The organism is Rhizobium sp. LjRoot258 (assembly GCF_964254185.1).
In the GTDB taxonomy this organism is placed as follows: domain Bacteria; phylum Pseudomonadota; class Alphaproteobacteria; order Rhizobiales; family Rhizobiaceae; genus Rhizobium.
Window position 1 is genome coordinate 2842101 of sequence record NZ_CAXUST020000001.1, and the last position, 24698, is coordinate 2866798.

At 60.2% G+C, this 24698-nt stretch carries 25 protein-coding genes and 1 pseudogene; 6 read left to right on the plus strand and 20 right to left on the minus strand.

Annotated features, from left to right (window positions below; translation table 11 throughout):
- Positions 1–5 precede the first annotated feature (5 nt).
- The 15 genes from fabI to ACSQ9D_RS14110 all read right to left on the minus strand — a co-directional run bounded on the left by fabI (position 6) and on the right by ACSQ9D_RS14110 (position 16734).
- A complete protein-coding gene (gene fabI / locus ACSQ9D_RS14040) occupies positions 6–788 on the minus strand; it encodes an enoyl-ACP reductase FabI (protein ID WP_436282729.1) in 783 nt (260 codons plus the stop codon).
- Positions 789–828: 40 nt separating this feature from the next.
- Positions 829–2001 (minus strand): acetate/propionate family kinase, encoded by a 1173-nt coding sequence (locus ACSQ9D_RS14045; protein WP_436282730.1) that lies wholly within the window; start codon positions 1999–2001, stop codon positions 829–831.
- A gap of 4 nt (positions 2002–2005) precedes the next feature.
- Entirely contained in the window at positions 2006–2974 is a 969-nt protein-coding gene (locus tag ACSQ9D_RS14050; protein WP_436282731.1) for a phosphate acetyltransferase, read from the minus strand.
- Positions 2975–3034: 60 nt separating this feature from the next.
- Positions 3035–5281: a DUF3141 domain-containing protein gene (locus tag ACSQ9D_RS14055; protein ID WP_436282732.1), complete on the minus strand. Its 2247-nt coding sequence runs from the start codon at positions 5279–5281 to the stop codon at positions 3035–3037.
- Positions 5282–5627: 346 nt separating this feature from the next.
- Positions 5628–6344 carry a hypothetical protein gene (locus tag ACSQ9D_RS14060; RefSeq protein WP_436282733.1) on the minus strand — a complete coding sequence of 239 codons (717 nt, stop codon included), beginning with the start codon at positions 6342–6344 and terminating at the stop codon, positions 5628–5630.
- A gap of 551 nt (positions 6345–6895) precedes the next feature.
- On the minus strand, positions 6896–7210 hold the full coding sequence (locus tag ACSQ9D_RS14065; RefSeq protein WP_037120809.1) for a hypothetical protein: 315 nt from the start codon (positions 7208–7210) through the stop codon (positions 6896–6898).
- A 169-nt stretch (positions 7211–7379) separates the two neighbouring features.
- Complete coding sequence (locus ACSQ9D_RS14070; protein WP_436282734.1) at positions 7380–8279, minus strand: intradiol ring-cleavage dioxygenase; 900 nt, start codon at positions 8277–8279, stop codon at positions 7380–7382.
- A gap of 7 nt (positions 8280–8286) precedes the next feature.
- Positions 8287–10041 (minus strand): FAD-dependent oxidoreductase, encoded by a 1755-nt coding sequence (locus tag ACSQ9D_RS14075; RefSeq protein WP_436282735.1) that lies wholly within the window; start codon positions 10039–10041, stop codon positions 8287–8289.
- Positions 10034–11122, minus strand: a complete 1089-nt coding sequence (locus ACSQ9D_RS14080; RefSeq protein ID WP_436282736.1) for a branched-chain amino acid ABC transporter permease — start codon at positions 11120–11122, stop codon at positions 10034–10036. Before ACSQ9D_RS14080 ends, ACSQ9D_RS14075 begins: the two co-directional genes overlap by 8 nt.
- A gap of 6 nt (positions 11123–11128) precedes the next feature.
- Complete coding sequence (locus ACSQ9D_RS14085; protein ID WP_436282737.1) at positions 11129–11992, minus strand: branched-chain amino acid ABC transporter permease; 864 nt, start codon at positions 11990–11992, stop codon at positions 11129–11131.
- Positions 11979–12698, minus strand: a complete 720-nt coding sequence (locus tag ACSQ9D_RS14090) for an ABC transporter ATP-binding protein (RefSeq protein ID WP_436282738.1) — start codon at positions 12696–12698, stop codon at positions 11979–11981. The genes ACSQ9D_RS14085 and ACSQ9D_RS14090 overlap by 14 nt, the downstream gene beginning before the upstream one ends.
- Entirely contained in the window at positions 12698–13417 is a 720-nt protein-coding gene (locus tag ACSQ9D_RS14095) for an ABC transporter ATP-binding protein (protein WP_436282739.1), read from the minus strand. Before ACSQ9D_RS14095 ends, ACSQ9D_RS14090 begins: the two co-directional genes overlap by 1 nt.
- A 66-nt stretch (positions 13418–13483) precedes the next feature.
- A complete protein-coding gene (locus ACSQ9D_RS14100; protein ID WP_436282740.1) occupies positions 13484–14767 on the minus strand; it encodes an ABC transporter substrate-binding protein in 1284 nt (427 codons plus the stop codon).
- 33 nt (positions 14768–14800) lie between these two features.
- Positions 14801–15862, minus strand: coding sequence for a maleylacetate reductase (locus tag ACSQ9D_RS14105; protein WP_436282741.1), 1062 nt, complete (start codon positions 15860–15862; stop codon positions 14801–14803).
- Positions 15859–16734 (minus strand): dioxygenase, encoded by an 876-nt coding sequence (locus tag ACSQ9D_RS14110; protein WP_436282742.1) that lies wholly within the window; start codon positions 16732–16734, stop codon positions 15859–15861. Before ACSQ9D_RS14110 ends, ACSQ9D_RS14105 begins: the two co-directional genes overlap by 4 nt.
- 98 nt (positions 16735–16832) lie before the next feature.
- Here ACSQ9D_RS14110 and ACSQ9D_RS14115 point away from each other — a divergent pair, with 98 nt between their 5' ends.
- The gene (locus ACSQ9D_RS14115) at positions 16833–17783 is read left to right on the plus strand and encodes a LysR family transcriptional regulator (protein WP_436282743.1); all 951 of its coding nucleotides are present in this window, start codon (positions 16833–16835) and stop codon (positions 17781–17783) included.
- A gap of 56 nt (positions 17784–17839) precedes the next feature.
- On the opposite strand, the pseudogene msrB reads toward ACSQ9D_RS14115, so the two are convergent.
- From msrB to ACSQ9D_RS14130, 3 genes and pseudogenes are all read right to left on the minus strand, one after another.
- Positions 17840–18322 (minus strand): annotated as a pseudogene (msrB, locus tag ACSQ9D_RS14120) (peptide-methionine (R)-S-oxide reductase MsrB).
- A gap of 99 nt (positions 18323–18421) precedes the next feature.
- Positions 18422–19711 carry an epoxide hydrolase family protein gene (locus ACSQ9D_RS14125; protein WP_436282744.1) on the minus strand — a complete coding sequence of 430 codons (1290 nt, stop codon included), beginning with the start codon at positions 19709–19711 and terminating at the stop codon, positions 18422–18424.
- Between the two features lie 122 nt (positions 19712–19833).
- Positions 19834–20229, minus strand: coding sequence for an Ohr family peroxiredoxin (locus ACSQ9D_RS14130; protein WP_436282745.1), 396 nt, complete (start codon positions 20227–20229; stop codon positions 19834–19836).
- Between the two features lie 150 nt (positions 20230–20379).
- Between ACSQ9D_RS14130 and ACSQ9D_RS14135 the strand changes: the two genes are divergently transcribed.
- Positions 20380–20886, plus strand: a complete 507-nt coding sequence (locus ACSQ9D_RS14135; RefSeq protein ID WP_436282746.1) for a MarR family winged helix-turn-helix transcriptional regulator — start codon at positions 20380–20382, stop codon at positions 20884–20886.
- 331 nt (positions 20887–21217) lie between these two features.
- On the opposite strand, the gene ACSQ9D_RS14140 is transcribed toward ACSQ9D_RS14135, so the two are convergent.
- Positions 21218–22255 (minus strand): DUF3095 family protein, encoded by a 1038-nt coding sequence (locus ACSQ9D_RS14140; RefSeq protein WP_436283837.1) that lies wholly within the window; start codon positions 22253–22255, stop codon positions 21218–21220.
- Positions 22256–22953: 698 nt separating this feature from the next.
- On the opposite strand from ACSQ9D_RS14140, the gene ACSQ9D_RS14145 reads away from it, so the two are divergent.
- The 4 genes from ACSQ9D_RS14145 (at position 22954) to ACSQ9D_RS14160 (ending at position 24142) form a co-directional block, all read left to right on the plus strand.
- A complete protein-coding gene (locus ACSQ9D_RS14145; RefSeq protein ID WP_436283894.1) occupies positions 22954–23214 on the plus strand; it encodes a hypothetical protein in 261 nt (86 codons plus the stop codon).
- A 38-nt stretch (positions 23215–23252) separates the two neighbouring features.
- A complete protein-coding gene (rpsU, locus tag ACSQ9D_RS14150) occupies positions 23253–23489 on the plus strand; it encodes a 30S ribosomal protein S21 (protein WP_436282747.1) in 237 nt (78 codons plus the stop codon).
- A 63-nt stretch (positions 23490–23552) separates the two neighbouring features.
- A complete protein-coding gene (locus tag ACSQ9D_RS14155; protein ID WP_072374175.1) occupies positions 23553–23747 on the plus strand; it encodes a hypothetical protein in 195 nt (64 codons plus the stop codon).
- A 137-nt stretch (positions 23748–23884) separates the two neighbouring features.
- The gene (locus tag ACSQ9D_RS14160; RefSeq protein WP_037120776.1) at positions 23885–24142 is read left to right on the plus strand and encodes a DUF982 domain-containing protein; all 258 of its coding nucleotides are present in this window, start codon (positions 23885–23887) and stop codon (positions 24140–24142) included.
- Between the two features lie 139 nt (positions 24143–24281).
- Here ACSQ9D_RS14160 and ACSQ9D_RS14165 read toward each other — a convergent pair whose 3' ends face one another.
- Complete coding sequence (locus tag ACSQ9D_RS14165; RefSeq protein WP_436282748.1) at positions 24282–24596, minus strand: DUF2934 domain-containing protein; 315 nt, start codon at positions 24594–24596, stop codon at positions 24282–24284.
- Between the last annotated feature and the right edge of the window lie 102 nt (positions 24597–24698).

Genomic DNA, 24698 nt, shown 5'->3' on the forward strand with positions numbered 1-24698 from the left:
TCGGATCAATCTATGATGTGGTAGCCGCCGTCGATGTAGATGGTATCGCCCGTCATCAATCGCGCCGCGTCATGCGCCAAGAAGGCAGTCGCCATGCCGACATCGTCAATCGACACGAGGCTGCGCGCCGGGGCGGTTTCCTGGGCCTTGTTCAGGAGTTCGTCGAACTCGGGAATACCCGAGGCTGCCCGCGTTGCCAGCGGGCCCGGCGAGATCGCATGAACGCGGATGCCCTTGGGTCCGAGTTCGGCTGCGATGTAGCGAACGGCGCTTTCCAGCGCCGCCTTGGCCACCCCCATGACATTGTAGTTCTTCACCACCATCTGGCTGCCATAGTAGGTCATGGTGAACAGTGTACCGCCGCGTTTCATGAGCGGTTCGGCGAGATGTGCCATACGAATGAACGACCAGCAGGAAATGTCCATTGTCTTCAGGAACCCGTCGCTGGGCACATCGACGACACGCCCCTGCAGCGTATCCTTCGGCGAGAAGGCGATCGAATGCACGACGAAATCGAGCTCGCCCCATTGCTCGGTGATGCGGTCGAACACGGCCTCCAACTGTCCGGGCACCGCGACGTCGAGCGGCATGACTATGGGTGCTTCCAGCGCTTCAGCCAATGGCGCGACGTAGGGCCTCGCCTTGTCATTGAGATAGGTCACCGCCAGCTCCGCGCCCAAGGCGCGGAATGCCCTGGCACAGCCCCATGCGATCGACTGGTCGTTGGCAATGCCGACCACCAGTCCGCGTTTTCCTTCGAGAAGCTTGGCCTTTACCTCGGGAATCATAGCAACCCTCTTAAAACCTGCGGTGTGGCGCGTGATCTCGCTACGCCGTGATAAGCGCCAGCGTATGACGCGCGATCATCAGTTCCTCGTCGGTCGGCACGACATAGATGGCGACCTTGCTGTCGTCGCTCGAGACGAGCAGGTCGCCGGCCTCGTTTCGCTCCGGGTCGAGGGACGCTCCAAGCCAGCCAAGCTTCTTGGCAATCCGGGCCCGCATGACTGCCGAATTTTCGCCAACGCCAGCCGTGAACACGAAGGCGTCCAGTCCACCGAGGGCGGCAGCAAGCGCGCCTGCATTCAGGCTGATGCGATGCACGAAATGGTCGAGCGCGAGCCTTGCGCCGGCGTCGTTACTGGCAAGCAGATCGCGCACGTCGTTGCTGATGCCGGAAAGCCCCTTGAGGCCCGATTCCTTGTAGAGAAGGTCCTGCAGTTGCGGTGCCGTCATGCCATGCTGCTGGAGGAGATAGAGAAGCACACCTGGATCGATCTGTCCGCATCGCGTGCCCATCGTAAGACCGTCGAGAGCGGTAAATCCGAGCGTGCTCTCGACGCTCAGGCCTTGATACAGCGCGCACATCGATGCGCCGCTTCCAAGATGCGCAACGATAACCCGTCCGCTGCCGAGACCGGGTGCGATCTCGGTCAGCTTTCCGGCCACATATTCGTAGGACAGCCCGTGAAAGCCATAACGCCGGACGCCCTCATCGAAATAACATGCTGGAATGGCATAGTGGTCCGTCATGGGGTCATGGCCGCGATGAAAGGCGGTGTCGAAGCAGGCGACCTGCGCAAGCTGCGGCTGGCGCTCCATCAGCACGCGGATCGGCGCGAGATTGTTGGGCTGATGCAAAGGCGCCAGCGGCGCGTACTGCTCCAGTTCGCGAAGCAACTCCGCATTGACGCGCGCCGGGCGGGAATGGTTGGGACCACCATGGACGACCCGGTGGCCGACGGCAATCAGCCGGCCCTGCTGCCGCTGCCGCAGCCATTCCCCGACCAGGCGCATCGCCTCCGGCAGGTCGGGAACGGCTTCGGGTGGGTAGTTTTCGTTTGCCAGTCGCTCTCCGTCACTGCTCTTGATGGTTAGGTGCGGCGCAGTGCCGATCCCCTCCATCCGTCCCTTGACCAGCCGGGCCAGTGAATTCGCCACCGAAAACACTTCGAACTTCAGGCTGGACGAACCGGCATTCACAATGAGGATGGTGTCCATGGCGTCAACCGCCCTGTATCGGCGCCGTGCGACGGCGCGCATCGGCGAGCAGGACTGCGACAGCGCAGGAAGCAAGGCGCGCCCGCACTGAATCAGCCCGCGATGTCAGGATGATCGGCACACGCGCCCCAAGGACGATACCAGCCGCATCCGCCCGTGCCAGAAACGTCAAGTTCTTCGCCAGCATGTTGCCAGCCTCGAGATTGGGAACGACGAGGATCTGGGCTCGGCCGGCAACCGGCGACTGGATCCCCTTTATCCGGGCCGCCTCCGGATCGATGGCGTTGTCGAAGGCAAGCGGGCCTTCGAGAACGCCGCCCGTGATCTGACCACGCTCGGCCATCTTGCAAAGGGCCGCGGCGTCGATAGTCGACGGTATTTTCGACGTGACCGTCTCGACAGCCGAAAGGATTGCCACCCGCGGCACACCTAGGCCGACCTGTGTGAAAAGATCGATTGCGTTCTGAACGATGTCCCGCTTGGCATCGAGATCCGGCGCAATGTTGATTGCGGCATCGGTGATGAAAAGCGTTTCCGAATAGTTCGGCACATCCATCACAAAGACATGGCTGATCCTGCGTGCCGTGCGAAGCCCCGTGGTCGACGAGGTCACGGCCCGCATGAGCTCATCCGTGTGCAAGCTTCCCTTCATCAGCAGGTCCGCACCGCCTTGGCGGATGATCTCCACGGCTTTGGCTGCCGCTGCATCGCTGTGGGGCGTGTCGACCAATTCAAACGGCGAGATATCGAGGTCGTGCGATTTGGCGACCGCACCCACCTTTTCTTTCGGCCCGACAAGGATCGGTCGCATCAGCCCAACCTCGGCCGCCTCGACAGCTCCGCGCAGGGATGTCTCATCGCAAGGGTGGACGACGACCGTTCGCATCTGCGGGACTTGTTTTGCCTCTGCGATCAGCCGCTCATATTTCCGATGGCGACCGGGCTCTTCCTCAATCCTGTCCAAATCCGACATCTGCACGTGCTCCGTGTTGAAAGACGAGTGCAAGTCCTCGACGTTTTAGGCAACCTTCGGCTAGTTTGCGCGCCTGACAGCCTTGAACGGCATGGGCTTCGGCGGCGATACGGGGCCGGCAAGCGGCTCTCCGGAAAGATCGAAGAGCCCGATGATCCTCTCCCAACGCTGTTCGGCGTCTTCAGAGAGTGGGCCACGCGCGCTCAAAACCTGTTGGAGAGAGGACAATGCTTGGCGACGGACGCCCTCATCCGCCGGCAACAGGGAAGGGATTGCATCGACGGCACCCTCTTCATCGATCACCAGCATGAGGAACTGATCGCGGATCAACGCCTTGAACTCCGCCAGCGTCATTGCCGGCATTCCATCCTCAGTGCGCCGCATCCGGCGGATGGCAGCAAATCCACGCTCATCGGCTGCACCGTTCGCCATGGCAACGTAGAGCAGGCTGCGTGCCAGGCCTTCCCGAAGTCCCCCGCTACCCATTCGCGCCTTGAGTTCCTCGATCCTCGCCTTGAGGGACTGCGCATGCAATGCGGTCTTGCTTGCCCGCCTGTGCGGCTTTGTGTTCGACGGATCAATGCCGACTGCCGCCTGCAGGAACGGAGACCCGTAGACGGAGAGGAAGGTCGCCTCGCTCAGGGCCTCCATTCCTTCACGCCATGCATCCAGTCCCGCAACAATCTGCCGAGAAAATGCCTGTTCCAACGCCAGGAAGGGATTGTCAGCAGCAACGGGGCGCCGTTCGTCCGCCACATCGACGGCAAGATCCGCGATCGGCGCCATCAAGGGATTGCGGTCGGAAAGCAGCTCATACTGCATCCGGAGCGGATGGCTCTCACGTAACTGGTTGGCCGCCCATTCCGGCACCATCGCCCGCACGAATGGCTGGATGAAAGTTTGGTAAAGGGACAGGTTGATATCCGAGACCCTAGCGACAGTTGCAAAGCGGCGGTCGTCCTCGGCGCCATTGCAGCCCAGCGCACGGATGTCTTCGAGCGTTCTTGCCTCGCAGCGCATGATCCAATCACCCTCTACGAGATCCCCGCCAATGGTCTCATCGGTCCTTGCCTCAAAGGTCGCCTCATAGAGACCAGGCGGCAACGCGTCGATCAGGTCGATATTGCTGGAGAATTCCCCGTGCTCCTTGCGCGCGACGCTCGCGGACACGAAGATGCCGAGATGGCCGATCGTTTCGTGCACGGTGTAGACGATGGTCTGCCCGTGCGAGCGGATCTCGTTCACGTCATCATACAGATCCAGTATCCAACCGAGCGCCTGCGCGGGAGGCGTGATGTTGTCTCCCTTCGAGCAGAAGACGACGATCGGCGCGCGAATGTTGCGCAAATCGATCGCCTCGCCCTTCGATGTCTCGATCCGGCCGGCCGCAAGATTGTTGCCGACGAAGAGCTCGTCGACGATGAACTGGATTTCTTCGCCGTTCAGGCTGACGTGCCCGCCCCACCATTCCTCGAAGCCCAGATAACGTGGCACCTCGTTATCGATCTTCGAGTAGAGGTTATATTGCTTGGTCCAGAGCGTATTGGCCGGGTTCTGGTTCTCGAAATTCTGCACCAGCCAGGCGCCGTCGAAGGTTCCGTGGCCAAGGTCGCTCGTGAGAGCGGTGAGCCAGCTGCCACCCAGGAGTCCACCTGTGTAGCGCATCGGATACTTGCCGCGCTCACCCGCCCAGTAGGAAAGCGGCGCACCGGCAATGATGATCGATCCAAACAATTCCGGGCGCATGGCAGCGAGCATCATGACGGCCCAGCCCGCCTGACAATTTCCGATTACGCAGGGCTTGGCGTCCGCCTGCGGATGCAGCGAAATGACCTTCTCCAGAAACATCGCTTCGGCACGCGCAATGTCTTCGATCGTCTGGCCCGGAACGGGCTGCGGAAGGAAGCCAATGAAATAGCATGGATGCCCGGTTCTCAGAGCGACGCCTATTTCGCTATCCGCCTTGAACCCGCCGATACCCGGCCCGTGCCCGGCCCTCGGATCGACGACAACGAAGGGTCGGCGTGTCTGGTCAATCTCTATTCCGGCAGGCGGGACGATCCGGACTAGCGCGTAGTTGACGGGTCTCTCGAGCATGCGTCCGTCGAGCACGACCTCGGGTGTGAAGCTCAGCACATGCGGCGCGGTTGCTTCGGCATGCGCCCGATACTGGTTGCCGCGCTTGCGCATGACATCCCAGAACAGCACGCTACGCTGGGCGGCATCCAAGGCATAGTCGAAGAAGAAGCCGAAAGGACCAAATTGGGCAGCGAAATCAGCCGTCGGAAGATAGGAAGGATACCGCATGCCAAATCTCCTCGTTCACCCTCTCAGCGAGAGATCAAAGACTTATGCTCGGATGATATTCTCGATCTGCGTCCGCTCTGTGAATGAATAGCCACACAGTCAGCCACGCGCTTCTTAGCGCATGCAGCATAACAGCTACCGGCCACCTGCCCAACGTATCTTACGGTAGCATACGCCGTTCGACTCAGCCTGGGGACCCCTATGGCAGGTCACGCAAGAGCGGTCCCGGGATCCCTAGACTGGCCATCCATGCCGGCCTCCTTCACCAGCATGGATGTTGAACCTGCTCGCCACTGATTTGAAAACCCGTCGCGATTCAATCAGGCAGGACATTGCTCTAGATGCATCACTTGGCCATATCGTGAAGGTACGCTTCAAACTTTGACCAGAACTGGTAGTCAAATACCGTTTCTTTATCGAGTTTTAGCTGCCGTGCCATGCCCATGCATTCACTGGCGTTTAGTTTGATCGTTTTTCCAGACTTGATAAGCTCTAAAAACAGACCCTCGAAAGCCATTTCATATTCTCGATTATCCAGATAAAGGCCAATGACCTCAACGGACTCGGCATCGAGATCTGCTCGTGACATCGTGCTTCGCACAAACTGATCGATCGGCTTGAAATTATCACTTTTTGTTTGCCACCACGGTATGTATCCGTCCTCACTGGCGAGAATGGTGGCGTTCCCACTTTCGAAGTCACCGGATTCAACTGAAATGAGACGATAGCCTAGTTGGTCTCCCAGTTGGCGCATGTACACAATTGCTTCGCGGACAGCCGGTTGATCAGTTGAGACTGATTTGTATGCGACAATCTCGCATTGTCCGCTATCGGATACGACTAACCCCTCTTTTATGAGCAACGCAACCATTCGGTCTTCGTCCTCGTCGCGTGAACAAATGAAACGCCCACCAATAGGAACCATTGAAGGTTTTAGGCCAGAGCTCAGTTGAGCTATCTCTTCTTTGTACTCAATCCAGACAGACGGCTTGGTTAAATTCATATCAGCAAACGCTAAGGCTGGCGCAACGAACCAGACGGCAATAAGAAATATACAGCGCATAGGCATTATTCCGTCTGATCCAAGGCATGGGGGTGCAGGTCGATCTCCCGTCGCTATAGGGCGACGATCAGGATGAGTCCCACCTTGATTGTCGCCGCGCACGTCGTATTTCCGCCAAACGGAGCGAAGCTTAGTATAACTATTGCTGTCAAGATTACGATCGTGAACCTGAGCTTTCGTCGAGCGTCATTTCGCGTATTGCGAGAGCCAGCCTACCCTCAAGACAGAGCTTCGCCTTGCTCTGGCCTCGTCTTGTGGCTGCGGCCTTCTGCGCCCCGTCATCGCCCATCCTCGGACGGCGGGATGGCGAGGTTAGCCCAGACCGAACTGGAGATTTCCTCCATGCTCGGATTTTCGGTTTCATGATCCTCCAGCGCCGGCGGCTCCGCCTGTAGCCCTCTTCGACAGCTGCCTAAACGCTCCTTGATGCGGCTTTCGCCAAAGGGGCGGTGCCAAAGCAAAGGCCCCGGCGAACGCTAGAGTAGGTCATCGGAAGCGAAATATTTGTTACAGATCGCCGACCCAGATCACACCACTGTGCGAGCGTGTCCCTATTGCAGATTCTGAAGGCCGACCTCGGGACATCCTCGGACGTTGGCAAAGGTGATTTCGCGGCGATCGCCCCACCCGGTCAATCCTCTCAACGTGAGAACATTCTCGTCGCGATAGACCAGATCGGTCCGGTAGATGCCGGCACGCCGGGCCCTGTTCCTCGCTAGGCTGACGTTGCAGGTGCCTTCCGATGGCGACACCTGCCAAGTGCTCGTACCCCTGCCGTCGGGATTCCAGCCGTCCGATGCGCAGGCCGCCGCGGCCGGCAGCAAGGCTGCGAGGATCATCAAGGTCGTGTGGAAGGCGGCTTTCATGATCCCTGCCCCGGTTGCCTGCGCTTGAACGCTCTGCGCCAAAATAGACGGGCCTGCGCGTAGCGCAATCATCTCTGGGCGGACCCGCGCGCCATTTGCGAACAAATGTCGCCGGAGTCGTGCGGCAGCGTTGATAATCGGTTAACGCTGCCACCGATCGGCTGAGTGATCACCCCTCGCGGGACGCATCGTTCGCGCGGGCAAGGACAAAGTCGTGCTTTACGTCCCAGAAATCGCCGGCGAATTGATACTGTTTCGACCGTTCGGGATCGCGCGACCGGCGGAATTCGGCAAGCAGGCTCTCCTTTACCCCGAACACTGCATCGGAACTGATGTAGGGATCATCGGGGTCGAAGATATGGGTGGTCAGTGTTTCGAAGCCGTCGGCCTTGATGATGTAATGGAGATGCGCGGGCCGGTAGGGATGGCGGCCCAGTTCCTTCAGCAGTTGCCCGACCGGGCCGTCATCCGGGATCGGATAATATTTGGGTTTCACCGCCCGGAACCAGTAGCGCCCATCCGGGCCGGTGCGGAAGACGCCCCGCAGGTTGAAATCCGGCTGAATGCCCTTCTGCTGGACATCATAGAAACCCTCGTCATTCGCCTGCCAGACGTCGATCAGCGCATCGGTGATCGGCTGTCCGTCGGTATCGAGGATCCTGCCTTCGATGGCCATGTCCTCGCCCTTCTGGTCAAGGCAGATGTTCGCGCCCATCGGCAGTTCCGGTGCGTCGGCAACGTGAAACGGACCAAGCACCGTGCTCTCCGAGGCACCCGAGGGTTTGCGATTGTTGATCGCATCGACCAGCATGGAAACGCCGAGGACATCGGAAAGGAGAATGAATTCCTGCCGCCACTCGTTGCAGATCTGCCCCGTCTGCGTCAGGAACAAGATGGCCTTCATCCACTCATCCTGCGTCGGCTCAATTTCCTTTACCGCTTCGTGAAGCTTTCGGGTGACGACTTCCATCACCTGCTTCAGGCGTTCATCCTTGGCGTTCTCGTTGCGGCCGGTCACCACGGCGACCGAATCTTCTTCCGTGAAGAAGCCCTTCTTGTGCGCTTCCATGTCGCTCTCACTTATGAAGGATGGATTTCAGGACGCGGCGCAGTTCGGCTTCCGGATTGGAAACCATTGCATCTGCACGCCAGGCGACGTGGTGATCGGGCCGCACGAGAATGGCGCCGGAATCCCGGACCTCGCGCGCATTCGCCCAATCGCCAACCAGGTCCTGCCATTGCTGGCGAGGTCCGATCATGTGCGTGGCGATCGGGATATTGAACTCCTTTGCGAGCGCCCTGGCGGCCGCTAGCCAGCCATCACCACCGATACCAGTCAGAACCGTGAAGGCGCCGTGGCCGGTCAGGTCGAGGGTGGAGACTTTCTCACCACCGTGATTGAACAGCCAAGAATGCGGCAGCCGTGCGCCGGGCCATGTCGTCGGCTGGTAGTGAAGTTCCGGGTCCTTCGCGAAAGCCGGCTCTGGCCGGCCGTCGGTGACGACGGCACTTGACCTGTAGCGCTGGTTCATCTCGACGCCATGCGCGTCGAACTCGTAAACCTTGTAGGCGATCGCTTCCCGGATCGCCTTGCGCTGCCTCTCCGCCTCTGGAGTATCCTTGCAGCGCGCGTCCATGTTTTCCTGCATCTTGACCGGGTCAACGGAATCCAGAAGGCCGAGGGCCTTGAAGATTGGACCGAATTCTTCGATCGACTTGTTGGCTCGCGTCACGATCTGCTTGGCGATCGGCGCACGCTCGGCATTATAGCTATCAAGCAGACCCATTCCGGCCTGTCCCTTCAGCACCATGGACAGCTTCCATGCGAAATTGAAGGCGTCCTGGATCGACGTGTTGGAGCCAAGTCCGTTCGACGGAGGATGCCGGTGGGTGGCATCTCCCATGCAGAAGACACGGCCTTTGGACATCGCCACTGCGTACATATTGTTGACGGTCCAGGTCGAGACCGACTTGATCTTCGGCTGGAGCTCCTGGTCACCGACGAGGTCTTGAACCACCTTGATGGCGAAATCCTCGGTCACGTCAGGCGCCGGCTGGTTGATGTCGTAGCCCCAGACGATCAGCCATTCGTGCCAGGGCCGGACCATGCGCACCAGGCCCATTCCGATGCCGCCGACATCCGCGCCCGGCTGCAGCACCCAGTAAAGCACGGAGGGGCGGTGCGCGACATGCCGCGACAGATCGGCCTCGAACAGGATGTTCATCGAGCCGCCAACACCCATCTTGCCTTCGAAGGAAAGACCCGCGTGTTCGGCCACCCTCGAATTGCCGCCATCGGCGCCAACCAGGAACTTGGACCGGACGGTAAATTCCTTGCCCGTCAGCCGGTCGAGACAGGTGGTGGTGACGCCGTCGGCATCCTGCTCATGGCTGACGTACTCCGTCGACATGCGCGCCTGCGTGCCACGCGAGCAGGCGGCCTTGAAGAGCAGCGGCTCCATGAAGGTCTGCGGCAGGTCGTTCATCAGGCTGGGTGAGGAGAGTTGGTGCTCGGCGCGAGACAGCGGATGCTTGCCCCAGCTCTTCATGCGGCCGATTTCTTCGCCCGTCAGCGAAGTGCAGAAGACGTTCTCACCCATCAGATCCTGCTCGGCGGCGAACATATAGGCTTCGTCTTCGACATCGCGACCGAGATCGCGCAACACCTCCATCGTGCGCTGATTGGTGATATGGGCGCGCGGTGTATTGGCCAGCCACCGGAAGCGATTGATCACCATGTTTTCGACGCCGTAAGTCGACAGCAGCGCAGCGGTTGCAGATCCGGCAGGGCCGGTTCCGATGATGAGTACGTCCGTTGTGATATCAGCCATTTGGCTCTCCTATCTTCTTGTGACCGACAGGTCCGCCCGTGAGGATTCGACGAACCGGAAAAAGCTGGATGCCGGTGCGGTCGGAAAACAGGCCCCAAAGCCCGCGCGGCGCAAACAGCATCGTGACGATGGCGACCAGGCCGAGGATCAAGAGATACCAGGAGCCATAGCCAGCAAGCAGGTTCTGCAACAGAAAGAAAACGATGACGCCGACAATCGGCCCCTCGACCGTACCGATGCCGCCGATGACGACGATGAAGATCACGTAGGCCGTCCAGTCGATCACCGAGAACGCGGCATCCGGCGAGATGCGTTGCTTCTGGACATAGATGAGCGCGCCACAGCAGCCGGTCAGAAATGCCGCGGTGAGGTAGACCATGGTCTTCATCCGCCGCGCATCGACGCCGACGGCGCGTGCCGCCTGCTCATTGTCCCGGACAGCCGCAAGACCGAGCCCCTGCCGCGATCGCAGCAACCGGTAGATGGCTCCGATCGTGGCCAAGGCGAGTACCAGCGCGAGCCAATAGGTCAGCGCATCGCCTGCCTCCGCCGATTTCATGCGGAACAGGGATTTCAACAGATCGACGCCGATCATGTCGCGCGTGGCGTCACGCGGCAACGATGTGCCGGTTCCGCCACCAAGCGCCTTCCACTGGGCAAAGAGGAGACGACCGACCTCGGCGATGACCCATGTGCCAATGGCAAAATAGGGACCGTAAAGGCGGAAGGTGAAAAAGGCCGTCGGCACGGCGACGATCGCCGCAAAGACGCCGGCGACGAACACCGCCGCCACAGGATCGAGCCTCGACAGGCTGACGAGAGCAAACATGGCGTAAGCCCCGCAGCCCACGAAGAGTTGCTGGCCGACCGAAATCAGACCGGCATATCCGGCAAGCAGGTTCCAGCATTGCGCCAGCACCAGCATGGTGAGGATGAAGAACAGGTCCTGGACCGCACCGCGCGACACCAGAAGCGGCGCCAGGAACGCGAGGACCACCGCGATGGCAGCCATGACGGCGAATGCCGCGGAAGCGCCCGTACGGGTCTCGACTTTGAAGGTTGGTGCGAGCAACTGTTCCATGACGGCTCAATCCACTGCGCGCGGAAAAAGGCCGCGCGGCTTGAACAGGAGGACGAGAAGGAACGCGAGATGCCCGGCGAGGATCTGCCATTCTGGATTGACGGCCGCCCCGATCGTCTGCGCGACACCAAGTATGATGCCGCCGGCCAGCGTTCCCCAAAGTGAGCCCAGCCCGCCGATGATGACGGCTTCGAAGGCATAGATCAGCCGCGCCGGGCCCGACGTCGGATCAAAATTGGCGCGCGTTCCGAGGAACAGTGCCGCGATGGTCACCACGACCATGGCAAGGCCTGTCGCCATGGCAAAAATGCGTTGCGGCCGGATGCCCATCAGGCCTGCCGTGGTGACATCGTCGGATGTGGCACGAAACGCGCGGCCGATCGAGGTGCGATAGATCAACTGGTTCAGCCCAACGATGGCGAGGATCGCTGAGCCAAAGGTCAGCATCGGCATGACACCGACATTGATCGGCCCCAGCGAAACGGAGGCCGTCTCGAGCGCGCCGGTTGATATCCGACGGCTGTCGGCCGTAAAGCCTTCCAGCAAGCCATTCTGGATGACGATCGAAAGACCGAACGTGACGAGCAGAGGCGGCAGGATATCCTTTCCGAGCGTGCGGTTGAGCAAGTGGTACTGAAGGACCCAACCGGCTGCGAACATGAGAGGAGCTGCAATGAGCGCGGCACCGAAGGGATGAAGCCCCAGCAGGGAAACAAGCAACAGGATCAGAAAGGCGGCGAAGACGATCAGGTCGCCATGCGCAAGGTTGACCAGCCGCATGATGCCGAAGACCAGGCTGAGTCCCGCGGCAAAAAGCGCATAAAGCCCGCCGAGCAAGATGCCCTGCGCTATCGTATCAAGCCAGTTCATGACCATCTGCTCCGAAATAAGCCTTGTGAATGGCATCGCGGTCGAGGTCGCATGGCATTCCGGAGAGCGTGATGCGGCCCTCCATCATGCAATAGACCCTATTGGAGACCTTGAGTGCCTGAGCGATGTCCTGCTCAACGATGATGATCGCCGCTCCGGTTTCCCGGATTCGCGGAAAGGCAGCGTAAATGTCGCGCACCACGACCGGCGCCAGTCCAAGGCTGATCTCATCGCAAAGGAGCACGTCCGGGTTCGACATCAACGCCCGGCCGATCGCCACCATCTGCTGCTGGCCGCCGGACAGTGCCGTGGCAGGGTTTCGCCGACGCTCCTTGAGGATCGGAAACAGCGCATAGATGCTCTCGAGCGTCCAGGGGCCCGTGGCCTTGCGGCCATAGGAACCAATCAACAGGTTCTCCTCGACCGTCAACGATGGAAACAGCCGCCGGCCCTCCGGCACCATGGCAATCCCGCGCGACATCACATCGGGGGCGGCCAGCGCGCCGATCGCCTCTCCCCGATAACTGATGGAACCGGGCTCGTTTTTGAGGACGCCCGACAGCGACCGCATCAGCGTCGTCTTGCCGGCCCCATTCGCGCCGATGATCGAAAGCGTCTCGCCCTCTTCAAGGCTGATATCGATGCCGAACAGCGCCTGGAAGTCACCGTAGGAAGCCGTCAGTGCGTGGGTTTCGAGAAGTGGCATCACACGTCGATCCCCAAGTAGATTTCGCGAACTTGCTTCGAGTTCATGATCTCGTCGGGCTTTCCGATGCCGATCACGCGACCGAAATGCAGGACAAGCAGACGACCGACCACGGCGTTCAGCGCATGCAGGACATGCTCGATCCAGATCACAGTAATGCCTTTGCTGTGCAGGCCGCGGATGGTCGCCACCAGCGCCCGGCACTCGCCTTCCGTCAGCCCGCCGGCGATCTCGTCGAGCAGCAGGAGTTTCGGATCGGTTGCCATCGCGCGCGCCAGTTCCAACCGCTTGCGCTGCAGCAGCGTGAGGCTGCCGGCCATTGCATTGGCTTTGTCGATCAGACCGGTGTCGACGAGGATTTCTGCACAGCGATCGGCAACCTCCCCTTCCCGCTTTCGCGCACCGAACGATCCGGCCACGAGCAGGTTCTCGAACACGGTGAGCTGCTCAAAGGGCTGCGGAATCTGGAACGTACGGCCCATTCCGGCAAAGCACCGCGCCATCGGCGGGGTATTGGTCACGTCGGAGCCTCTGAAACGGATCGCGCCGCTGTCTAAAGAGATGTTGCCATTGATCAGATTGAACACCGTCGACTTGCCGGCACCGTTCGGGCCGATGATGCCGAGTGCCTCGCCGTCTTCGACGGCAAAGGAAATCTGTTCGGCGACGGTCAACGCGCCGAACTTTTTCGAAACACCTTCCAGTTCCAATATTGGCATCCATCTCTCTCCCATGAAGGGAGCCGCCTCCACGGCTCCCCGCTCGCCGCGTGAGCGCTGACGCGCTCAGGCGATCGGCTCCATTTTCCCCCCGGTCGGTATGTTGGGTGCCGTGGCGTTCTCGACGATGACGAGATCATAACCCTTGCCACCCTGCCTCAGCCGCCACTGGCCTCCGACAAGGGGCGTCTTGGCGACATTCTTTTGCGCAAAGGGCGGCAGTTTCTCGTCGCCCCAGGCGATCGGCCCAACAAGCGTATCAAGCTTCGTTTCACCAATGACCTTGGCCACCGTCTCGCCGTCACTCGGATCCTCGGCTCTTTTCATGACATCGACCGCGAGTTCGAACAGCGCGTGCGCAAATCCGATCGGCTGCGTCCAGGGCCGGCCCGTCGCCTTGGTGAAGGCGTCAGCGACCTGCGCCGCAGTCTCGCCCGTCAGCGATGATTTGAAGGGGTGGCTTGGCGTCCACCAGACTTCGGTCGAGAGATTGTGGCCAGCATCGCCGAGCGATTCCACCGTTTGCGGGAAAAGCAGAGCCTTACCCACCGAGGCAACCTTTGGCTTGAAGCCCTGCTGCTTCGCCTGGCTCCAGAAGGTCGTGAGATCCGGTGGGATGACGACACCGGTGACGATCTCGGCGTTCGCCTGCTTGAAGGCGTTGATCTGCGCGGAGAAATCATCCGAAAGATTCTGGAAGCGGCCTGGATCGGTCAGCGTATAGCCGAGCTTCTCGAGCACCGGCGGGAAGCCCACGACCTTGTCTCCCCACGCGTTGCCATCCCCGTCGTTGGGGAACAGTCCACCGACCTTCTTGTTGGTCTCGACCTGGCCCCACATGCCGGTAAAGACGGCAATGATGTCCTCGAGCCCCCAGAAAAAGTGATAGGCGAAGTTGAATGGTTTCCAGGAAGTCGGGTCGCCGGGATTTGCCTGCTGGCCGATGAACCATGGCTGCCATGGCGCCACCGTGGAAATGCAAGGCATTTCTTCGGCTTCGCAGGTCGTCGACACCGGGTTGGTGGTTTCGGGCGTCGAGGAAACGAGGACCAGGTTTACCTCATCGGTGACGATCAGTTCCTTGGTCACCTCGGCGGCACGATTGGGATTGGACTGGCTGTCTTTGACGACAACCTCATAATCGAGGCCCATCTTCTTGGTCGTCGCCAAAAAGGTCTCTATCACGAACTTGTCGGCCTCGCCGAAGGCGGCAAGCGGTCCGGTTTGCGGACTGACATAGCCGAGCTTGATCGAGCTTTTCTGTGCCAGCGCCGGCAAAGCCAGCCCGGATGTGGCAGCAAGCACGCCGGTGGCTGCCGTCTGCTTCAGGAATTCGCGTCTGGTTGTCATCTCATTCTCCTCCCATTCCCCCTTGTGTGACGACTAATTCTCCGGCCGGCGGCCCTCCCAGGCCTGCTGCAGCAATGCGCGGATCGATTGCCGATCGATCGATCGAGGATTCCAATAGGGGTTCTCGACGGCGATCTGGCTTGCCTTGTCGAGGTCGGCTTCCGCCAGGCCGAGATCACGCAGCGCCCGCGGCGCGCCGATCGACGTTGCAAAGTCCCAAAGCCCCCCGCCGACCGAGTCGCCGAAAATCTCTGCCACAGGCTGAAGGAGCTCCGGCACCGCCACGGCGTTAAAGGCAGCCGTATGCGGCAGCATGATCGCATGCGTCTCGGCATGCGGTGTGTCGAAGGTGCCGCCAAGCGTGTGGCAAATCTTGTGATGCAGGGCCATGCCAACCGCTCCGAGCACTGTGCCGCAAAGCCAGGCGCCGTAGAGACCGCCCGCCCGCGCCGTGAGGTCACTCGGCGTCGCGATGATTTCCGGAAGTGCAGCCCGCAAGGCGCGCAAGCCTTCGACAGCCATGAGGGTCGAGATCGGGTTGCGGTCCTGCGCATAAAGCGCTTCGACAGCATGGGCCATGGCGTTCAGACCCGAGGTAACAGACAGGCCGACCGGAAGGCCCGTTGTCAGCGTGGCATCGTAGATCACCACCTCGGGCAGGATCTTGGCATCTTTCACCGTCGTCTTGCGACCACCCTCGGTTTGACCAAGGATCGGCGTGACCTCCGAGCCTGCGTAAGTCGTTGGAATGACGATCTGCGGCAAGTTCGTCCGATAAGCGATGGCCTTGCCGAGACCCGTCGTCGAGCCGCCGCCGAGCGACACGACGCAATCGGCTCCGCTGTCCCCGACCAGCTTCATTGCCGTCTCGGTGACATCGACAGGCGTGTGCATGACGGCGCCACTGAACACGCCGACGGCCAGCGGCCCGATCTTCGCAGCCAGTGCCTCCGCGTCACTCTTCTGCTGTGGCGTGGAAAGAACCAAGGCTCTCCGGCAACCGATCTTGGCGATCCAGTTTGCCACCTCTTGGCTAGCCCCTTCACCGAAGACGATATGGGCCGGGCTGCCGGCATAGTGAAAGGACAGGCTCATCTTGCTTTCTCCGGTCTTGCCCGCACCATCACGAAGGCGAAATCGACCTGCTTGATCTGCGGCACGTCTCCGCTGACCGGGCGAAAGTCCCGGACCAGCTCAGGTTTGACGCCGAACAACGCGTCCTCATGGAGATGCGGATCGTTTTGGTCATAGACATGCGTGGTGATCGTCTCGTAACCTCCAGCCCGGACGACAAAATGCAGATGCGCCGGCCGATGAAGGGGATAGCCCGCGGCTGCCAGCAAATGTCCGACCGGGCCGTCGTCGGGCACGCTGTATCCTTTCGGCATGACCGTGCGGTAGTTGACGCTTCCATCGGCATCGGCGCGGAAAAGGCCACGCAGGTTGTGCTCGGGCTGCAGATCCGGCTGCTGGTTCTCATAGAGGCCCTGGGCATTGGCCTGCCAGGTGATGAGCTCGGCCGACGGGATCGGCTGCCCGTCGAGATCGATGATCCGGGCCGAGACGCAAAGCGGCTCTCCCACACCATCAAGCGAAATCGAGCTGCCCAGCGGGCGCTCCGGCACATCACTGCGAAAGAATGGGCCGCGGATGGTGTTGGGGGTTGCGCCTTTCGGCCGCCGCGAATTGATCTCTTCCACGAGGGCCGACGCACCAATCAGGTCGGAGAGCAACACCCACTCCTGACGGCGTTCATCGGAGGCATGGCCGACTTCCGTCAAAAACGCGATCACCCTGCGCCAATCATCCTGGGTGGGCCGGAATTCCTTGATCAGTTCATGCGTGTGCTTGGCGACTGCCGCCATGAGGCGGGGCAACTGGCCGTCCTTGCCGGAGGGCATGCGCTCAGCAAACACGTCCGACGAAGTGGCTTCACTGAAAATAAGCGCATCGGCTGCCGGCGGCATGCGTCCCTCCCAAGCACTCGCATCGTTGGTCAGAGTAAAGTAGCAGGCCAGCAGCGGCTGATTGATGATTTGATTTAAGTTTAATATAACAGATCGTTATGAAGATTGATGAACGACACCTGATACAACTCGCCGCTGTGGTCAAGACCGGCGGCGTGACCGAGGGAGCGGCCCTCCTCGGGCTCGCCCAGCCGGCCGTCTCGCGCACGCTGTCGATGCTTGAAATGCGTCTCGGCGAGCCATTGTTCATCAAAGGACGCAGACCGTTGCAGCCGACGTCGCTTGGCCTGTCACTGGCTGAGCAAGGGCTGGTGATGCTGGCGGCGTCCCGGAAAGCCTCGGATCTCGTGGAAAGCTTCCGCGTCGGCAAAAGCGGCGTCGTGCGCGTCGGAGGCACGCCCTTCTTCATGGATGCGCTGATCGCAGGGTTGTGCGCCGAGTTTCAGGTCACACGTCCCGACGTTCGGATCGATCAAAGCTACGGCTACTTTCCTGATCTTCGGGCCGCGCTGAAGGCCGACCAGATCGACCTCGCGATCTGCCCGATCGACATTCTCGACGAAGGCTCCGGTTTGGAATTCCAGCAGATCTTGCCGGGGCGCAACGTGATTGCTTGCCGCGTCACGCATCCGCTGCTGCTGAAGCGCCGGCCGCAGCCAAGCCAGCTTCTCGATTATCCCTGGGTCGCCCCGCCGCCTGGCAGCCCGCTGCTCGCCGATCTTCGCGCCCTGCTGCTCTCCTTCGGCGCAACCGAGATCAAAATCCGCTATTCCGGCGGCTCGCTGATGAGCGTGATCAACTATCTCAAGGCAGCCGACGCCCTGACCGTCATGCCGCACAGCGTGGTCTTTGCATTGCGCAAGGAAAAATCCATCACCGCCCTCCCCCTGACGATCCCGCATCCGGAGCGAGCGCTGGCAATTCTCACGCGCGCGGACTCGGCGCGATCGCCCGCGGTCGATCAGTTCGCGCAACATATACGCTCCGGATTCGAAAGCCTGCGTCACCTGATCAAGAGGCACGAGGAAGCTGTGGTCTGGGGGCGGTAGCAGCTTACCGCTACCGCCATGGTAGGCCAGTGGCGACCAATGTGCCGCCGCGACAGTCAACTCGCAGGCTCGCCTTCTGGGTGACCGCGGCCGAGCTTGTCAGGAAGTGGTTGCCCCTTTGGCGTGAACTCGAGCGATCCTGAATTGATGCAGAAGCGCTCACCGGTCGGAGGCGGGCCGTCGGGAAAGACGTGGCCCTGGTGCGCACCGCAACGCGCGCAAGTGATCTCTGTCCTGACCATGCCGTAGCGGGTATCGCGAATATGCCGTAGATGACCCTTGGCGACCGGAGCCGTGAAGCTCGGTCAGCCTGTGCCGCTTTCAAATTTCGCAACAGCCCTGAACAGGGGAAGACCGCACAGGCGACAGGTGTAGAGGCCCTCGCGTCGCTCGTTCAGGAACACGCCGCAGAACGGCGCCTCCTCACCATGCTCCAGCAGCAAATGGCGGTCCTCTTCGCCGAGGTCAGCCACAAACTGCTGCATCTGTTCTGGCGTGGGAGGAGTGAGATCGAACCGCAATTTCAGGACATCACGCATTCCTGGTTCTCCTTGGGTCCCGGTGGAACCCCTTACCTTTTTCAGATAGGTTACTGTCACCAACGGGATGGCGCCGCGATGGCGCCGTCCCGATTGTGTCTACGCCGAGCGCAGCGAATGGAACGCAGCTCTGAGTTCGGAGGTGAAGGCTTTCGGCTGCTCCCAGGCAGCAAAGTGCCCGCCCTTGTCGAGCTTGTTGTAGTGGATCAGCTTGGGATAGGCGCGCTGCGTCCAGCTACGCGGAGCCGCATAGATCTCATCCGGAAAGACGCTCACCGCGACCGGGATGGTGACATTCTTGACGGCAAAGAATGCCAGCTTGTTTTCCCAATAGAGGCGCGCCGACGAGACGGCGGTATTCGTCAACCAGTAGAGTGTGATGTTGTCGAGGATATCGTCCCGCGTCAGACCTTCGGTCTTTCCATCGAAGACGCGTGCGATCATCTCGTAGCTGCGGATATCGTGGTCGATCATCCATGCAGCCAGGCCGACTGGCGAGTCCGCGATCCCATAGAGCGTCTGCGGACGGTTCGCCATTTCGAGCGCATAGCCCAGCCCGTGCTTGTAAAAATCGTCCAGCTGATCGTAGGCATGCTGTTCGTCGGGAGCAAGGCCCTTCGGCGGCGCACCGCCGGGCTGCAGCGCTGCGGCGATATCAGCCGGAACGGTCGCCGGCATGTTGACATGGATGCCGAGCAGTTCCGGCGGGGCAATCAGAGCCATCTGCTCGGTGACCGCATCCCCCCAATCGCCACCCTGCGCCACGTACTTCGTATAGCCGAGCCGCTTCATCAACTCGATCCAGGCATGGGCGATGCGGATCGGGTCCCAGCCGGTCGTGGTTGGCTTGCCTGAAAAGCCATAGCCGGGCATCGACGGGATGACCAGGTGGAAGGCATCCGACGCCTTCGCGCCATGCGCCGTCGGGTTCGTCAACGGCTCGATGATCTTCAACTGCTCGATGATGGAGCCCGGCCATCCGTGCGTGACGATGAGCGGCAGTGCATCCTTATGCTTGGAACGAACGTGAATGAAGTGAATGTCCACCCCATCGATCGTGGTGATGAACTGCGGCAGGGCATTCAGCTGCGCTTCGACCTTGCGCCAATCATATTCGTTTGCCCAGTAGCGAGCGAGTTTCTGGGTCGTCGCATACTGTACGCCTTGCGAACTGTCGTTCACCGTTTCCTGCTCCGGCCATCGGGTCGTGTTGATGCGCTGGCGCAGATCGGCAAGTTGCGCATCGGAGGCCTTAAACTGGAAGGGGCGGATTGCATTGCTGTCGTCACCCGCTGCGGCGAATGACGCGGGCAGGAGACGAACGGCGCCGGCAACTGCTGCAGATGCAAGCAAACTACGCCGTGTGACCGATGATGATAGAGCTGACATATCGTCCTCCTATGTAGTCGGTTCATTCGGATGCCTGGCACACCGAAGGCCGGGCTTATCCATTCTACGATGGTGTCGGCGATACCTTTGCATTGGTTCTCGCCGAGAGCGTTTCCACCCCTTCAGATGAGGTTGGTCGACACGTCGATATTGCCGCGCGTTGCCTTGGAGTACGGGCAGATCTCATGGGCTGCTTGGATGAGTTCCTCTGCGACGTCACGCTCGATACCCGGCAGGCTGACGTTGAGGCGCGCGCGCAGGAAGTAGGAACCTCCGTCGGCATTCAGATCGATTTCGGTATCGATCTCAGGATCGACGGGCAGCTTGATCTTTCGTTGCGCTGCAGCGACCTCGATGGCGCCAATGAAGCAGGCCGACCATGCGGCGCCAAAAAGGCGCTCAGCGGCCGGGTGCGCCTGAGACAGCCGGAGGTCCAACTCGCCGTCGCTGCTGCGTGTGAAACCGTCGCGACCGCCCTTATTGTGAGTCTTGCCGGTAAAGAGGAGCTTCTCAGTCATGGTAAAATCCTTTCGTGTCGCGTTTACTCGCATCCGCTTCAATCGGATGCGATTTAAATAGATCGGCGAAACGGAACTGTCAATACCATTGCGATTTAATCGGATACGATTTATAGAAAGGGAACGAAGAGAAACCCAATAGGATCTCCCATGTCCGCATCTAAAACCGCAAAGAGCCTCGAGGTTGAGACGCCCTCCTCCGGCGAGACCGACAGCAAGGGCAACAAGCTTTCAAACTTTTTGTGCTTTGCAGTCTACTCGGCAAACCTCGCCTTCGGACGCGCATATAAGCCGATCCTGGACAAGCTGAACCTGACCTACACCCAGTACATCGCGATGGTTGCCCTGTCAGAGAAGGACGACCAGACTGTAGGAGCTCTCGGCGAAAAGCTCTTCCTGGAATCAAACACGCTGACACCGATACTCAAGAAGCTTGAATCCTTGGGTTATATCCAGCGCAAACGCGATCCTGCTGATGAACGGCAAGTCCGCGTGACTCTAACCCGCGCCGGACGCGATCTTGTGGAGGCCGATCCCGGAGCACCGCTGGTCGAAGCCACCGGCCTCGGTGAGGACTTTCCGGTCGTGCAGAAATCCGTGGTGCGGCTGCGCAACAACCTCCTGAAGGCGACAAAGGTCGGACCGGCGAAGGATTGATTATTGTCGCCGCAAGTGAGCGTCGATGCATTCGGCGCTCGCCTTTGCCCTCGGATGCAGCCGTCCAAGTTTCGTTGTTCGGAAAGCGGAAAGAAAGTGCCGTGCTTTTGAGGTCGCGCTTCCAGCAATCCGCGACGGACCGTCGAAAACAAGATTTCGGCGTGGCGGCAACGCGTAGTGCCGCCCTTGTGAGCCCGTGGTATAGCCCTGAACAAGGCATTCACTGATCGAAAGCCGAGCACCGGATTTTTTCGAGGCGTCCCGAAACTAACAGGACCGATCGAACATCACCGGAAATTGGCCGACGCCGGCGATCTCGACGGCATCCCTTCTACCGCAATGACACCATGGGAAGCTCATTTGCCTCCATCATCTCGGCCGCCTTGGCGTATCCGCCACCCATGCCGTCGAGAAAGTGCAGATGCGAGCCCGGCTTTCGCGAAGGCACAAAACAGGTCATGAGCGCGTGGGACTGGCGGTGCAGTCCGAAGTTCACCTCGCCCCGCGCCTTTGCCGCAACCAGGATGGCTTCGACTGTTTCGATCTGTTCGCGCGTGCAATCCAGCGTGAGACGCAGGCCATCGTCATATTTGCGGAAGTCCGAGTTGGAGGCGACCGCCAGCCAGCCTTCGAGATCGACTGTCCTGGCGCCGTCCTTGGCAATGGCGCTATTCCGCGACAAGGGTTCGGCCTGTCGCGTGCCGGCGTCGAGAACGGAAAGCACGCACTTTGCCAGCGACGCGAAGGCTTCCGGCCCCCCCTCGTCGTATGGCTCCACCAGCAGCGAGAGGATCTCACCCCGCTGGCTGGGAAACGGCTCCCAATCGCAGGTCAGACCGGTCAGATCGGGCTTGGTCGTGTAGCTGCCTGGCTTCACCAGGTATCGCCCGTTCTTGATTTGCCGCTCGGCCCATTTCAGGCCACCACCGGCAAACATCGCATAGGTCGCGTTTTCAGAGGCGGCGTAGCGCGCAATGCGCACGTCGCGTCCATTGGCACGTATTTCGCCCACGGTCAGCAAGCCGGCCCGAAGAGCGAGATTGAGATTGGCTTTCGCAAAGGCGCTCACCTGCCGCAGCGCGGAAGTCGCGGTCATGATCGCATAAGGCGGCAGCGCGAATGCGGCTCCATCTCCGCGGAATACGAAGGGAAAATCGAAGTCGCCCCACGCGTTTCCGACCGCAGCGATCACCGACGCACCAGCGTAGTTGACGTCTTCGTAGCGCCCCGACTTGATCGCCGACGTCGAGCCGACGACATCCGTTATCCCGACCAGCCAATCATCGGGTAACGCCTCATAGATAGAGGGGTCGAGCACTCGCGCAAACTCGCTATAGGCCGGGGGCGTATTTGGATGATCGCTACGCATCGAGCGTCCACCGGCCTGCATGGCGGTCATCGCCGATTGCATCGACTGCCTGAACCTGTTCTCGCGGGACATAGCGACGTCCTTTCTGCCAATTTAATTCGCGCCCGAATAACTCGGATGCGCTTAAATACGCAAACCGCATCGCAACGTCAATATATTTGCGATTTAATCGGATACGATTTATGTACAAAGATGTAAGATGGGAGCGGCCGGATCACGCCTCGCATGACCAAACCGTAAGAACCGAGGTCTGCGAATGGCGACCTCGTGGTTTCTATCCAGCGGTAGAAGGAGCATCATACGAAAGAGGGTCGCAGGCAAACAGCACTATCCGGTTCAAGCCCGACATTCCCCAAAAGGCTCATAGCCCGATTCCGCGCGATAGGCGGCCGCTCCCAAAGTACATGTGGATTACCGTATGTGATAAATTCCATGTTTCAGTACTTCAGGTAGCATGTGCTTGGATGATTACATTTCCTAGTCATCAAGAGGTCACTGCAAAACTCACGTCGTCTGTTTTGCGGTGACCTCGCCAAAATCTCCAAGGGACCGACGCCTAGAGGGCCTTCAAAGGCTGGTCGCAATGACGCCATCCAGATAGAGCATCATCTGACTGGAGGCGACGGTGTGTGAGGCCGAAGCCTTGCAACGCATCGCCCGAGTACCCATCTTGTGGCGGTCACCCGAAAAAATCGAACATGACATGGTCGACGCATCGTGCGTCGCATCTTGGTGCGTTTCCTACGATCCGCGTGATGGAAACCGAGGCCGCCATGTCGAGAATGCCACCGTACGGCAAAGGACTTCAATTGAACAAACCCAATACTCCCGCCGCACCCGCGGCGGGTCCGCGCGAGCGCGATGACGCCACTCGCTGCCCGGACAAGAACTGGAAACCTTACCCCTGCCTTCTCACGCGTCGTGAACTGCAGGACCTGATCGCCCGGCAGCTTGGCTGAGAGGCAAACCACTGAACCTCAAGAACAAGGAGAAAAAGATGCAGGTCATTGTCAGAGACAACAACGTCGAACAGGCCATGCGTGCATTGAAGAAGAAGATGCAGCGTGAGGGTCTGTTCCGCGAAATGAAGGAACGCCGGGCCTACGAGAAGCCATCCGAGAGACGAGTGCGTGAACGGGCACAGGCAATCGCCAGGCAGCACAAGGCGGCCCGGAAGAGGTTGCAGCGCGAAGGCCTCTTGGCCTCCCCCAAGCGGCGCTCATCCGGCCGATAATTTGCCACGACTATTGTCGCCGGAAGTCCCTCGGCGGCAGCTCCATCCCAGGAAAGGTCCATTATGGAAGAACTGCATAGCCTGACTGTTTCCGATGAACGTCTCGAGGACTGCCGGGACGTGATCGAGCCGGATCTTCAGGATCTGATCCGTACGACAATCGCCTCCGGCTTTACCGCCGAAGAGGTTCTGATCGCAATCAGCGAACTCGTGGCGGAGGACTACGCCGTAACGGCCAAACTGCCAAGCGTGCACTGAGCCGCCCGCCCCGGCCGCTCGACAATCGCCCCGGGATCAACAATTCGACGCACGGTCTCACGCCGGCGTAGGTGTTGATCGGCTCCGCCGAACACCTACATCCCGCTTATCGTTTGTTGGCAAAGAGGAGGTTCATCATGAACACTATCAGCCATGCAACCGAACCAAGGTGGACTGCGCCCGTGGCGATCCGGATTGGAGCACGCCCCTGTGAGCATATCCACGGTCCCGCCGAAGCAGTTGACTATCTGGAGCACCGGTGGCCGATCCAAAACAGCATGCACCTTGAAGCCGCCAAGCGCAGATGCGTGGAAGCCATGAACTATCTCGCGCACCTGGAAGCCTCTCGAGACGCTTTCGTCGCAGCTGCAGTGGAGGCCGAGGTCCTGGCATGACTTGCGTGCGGCGAAGGCTGCTAGATTTGGCCGCCTTCGCCGCACGGCGCGCAAATCCCACCCGCACGCCGAAGCAAACACACGCGTCTGACAGTGACGGGCTCAGCCACTTCAGTCGGCCCAAAGCTGCGCTGACGATCTAGTGCGTTGTGACGGACTTCGGAGAACGCGTGCGACGGGGCTTGTCTGCGGGAGCTGCGGTTATCGCGATCGCAGCCACTTTTGTCTTCTTCCCGGCTTGTTTTTCAGCTGCGGATTTCGTCGCAGCCGGCGGCTTTGCCGATTTCGCCTTGGCCGTCGACTTTGTCGAAGCACGGCTGGTTGCACCATCGACCCGCTCGCCGAATTCCTTGAAGGCTTCCAGCCAATGCTTCATATCCTGACCGTGGGGGCGTCCCTCCTGCTCCCAGATCTCATAGGCGCGGCGGCGGATTTTCTCTTCATGCTCGTTCATGTCAAGGATCCTACTCTTCGTTGCAACCCGATCTTAACTGGCGCAAGCGGTCCAATAGGCAATGGAGACACCGGCATCGATTGATCGAAAGAAGCCGGCCGC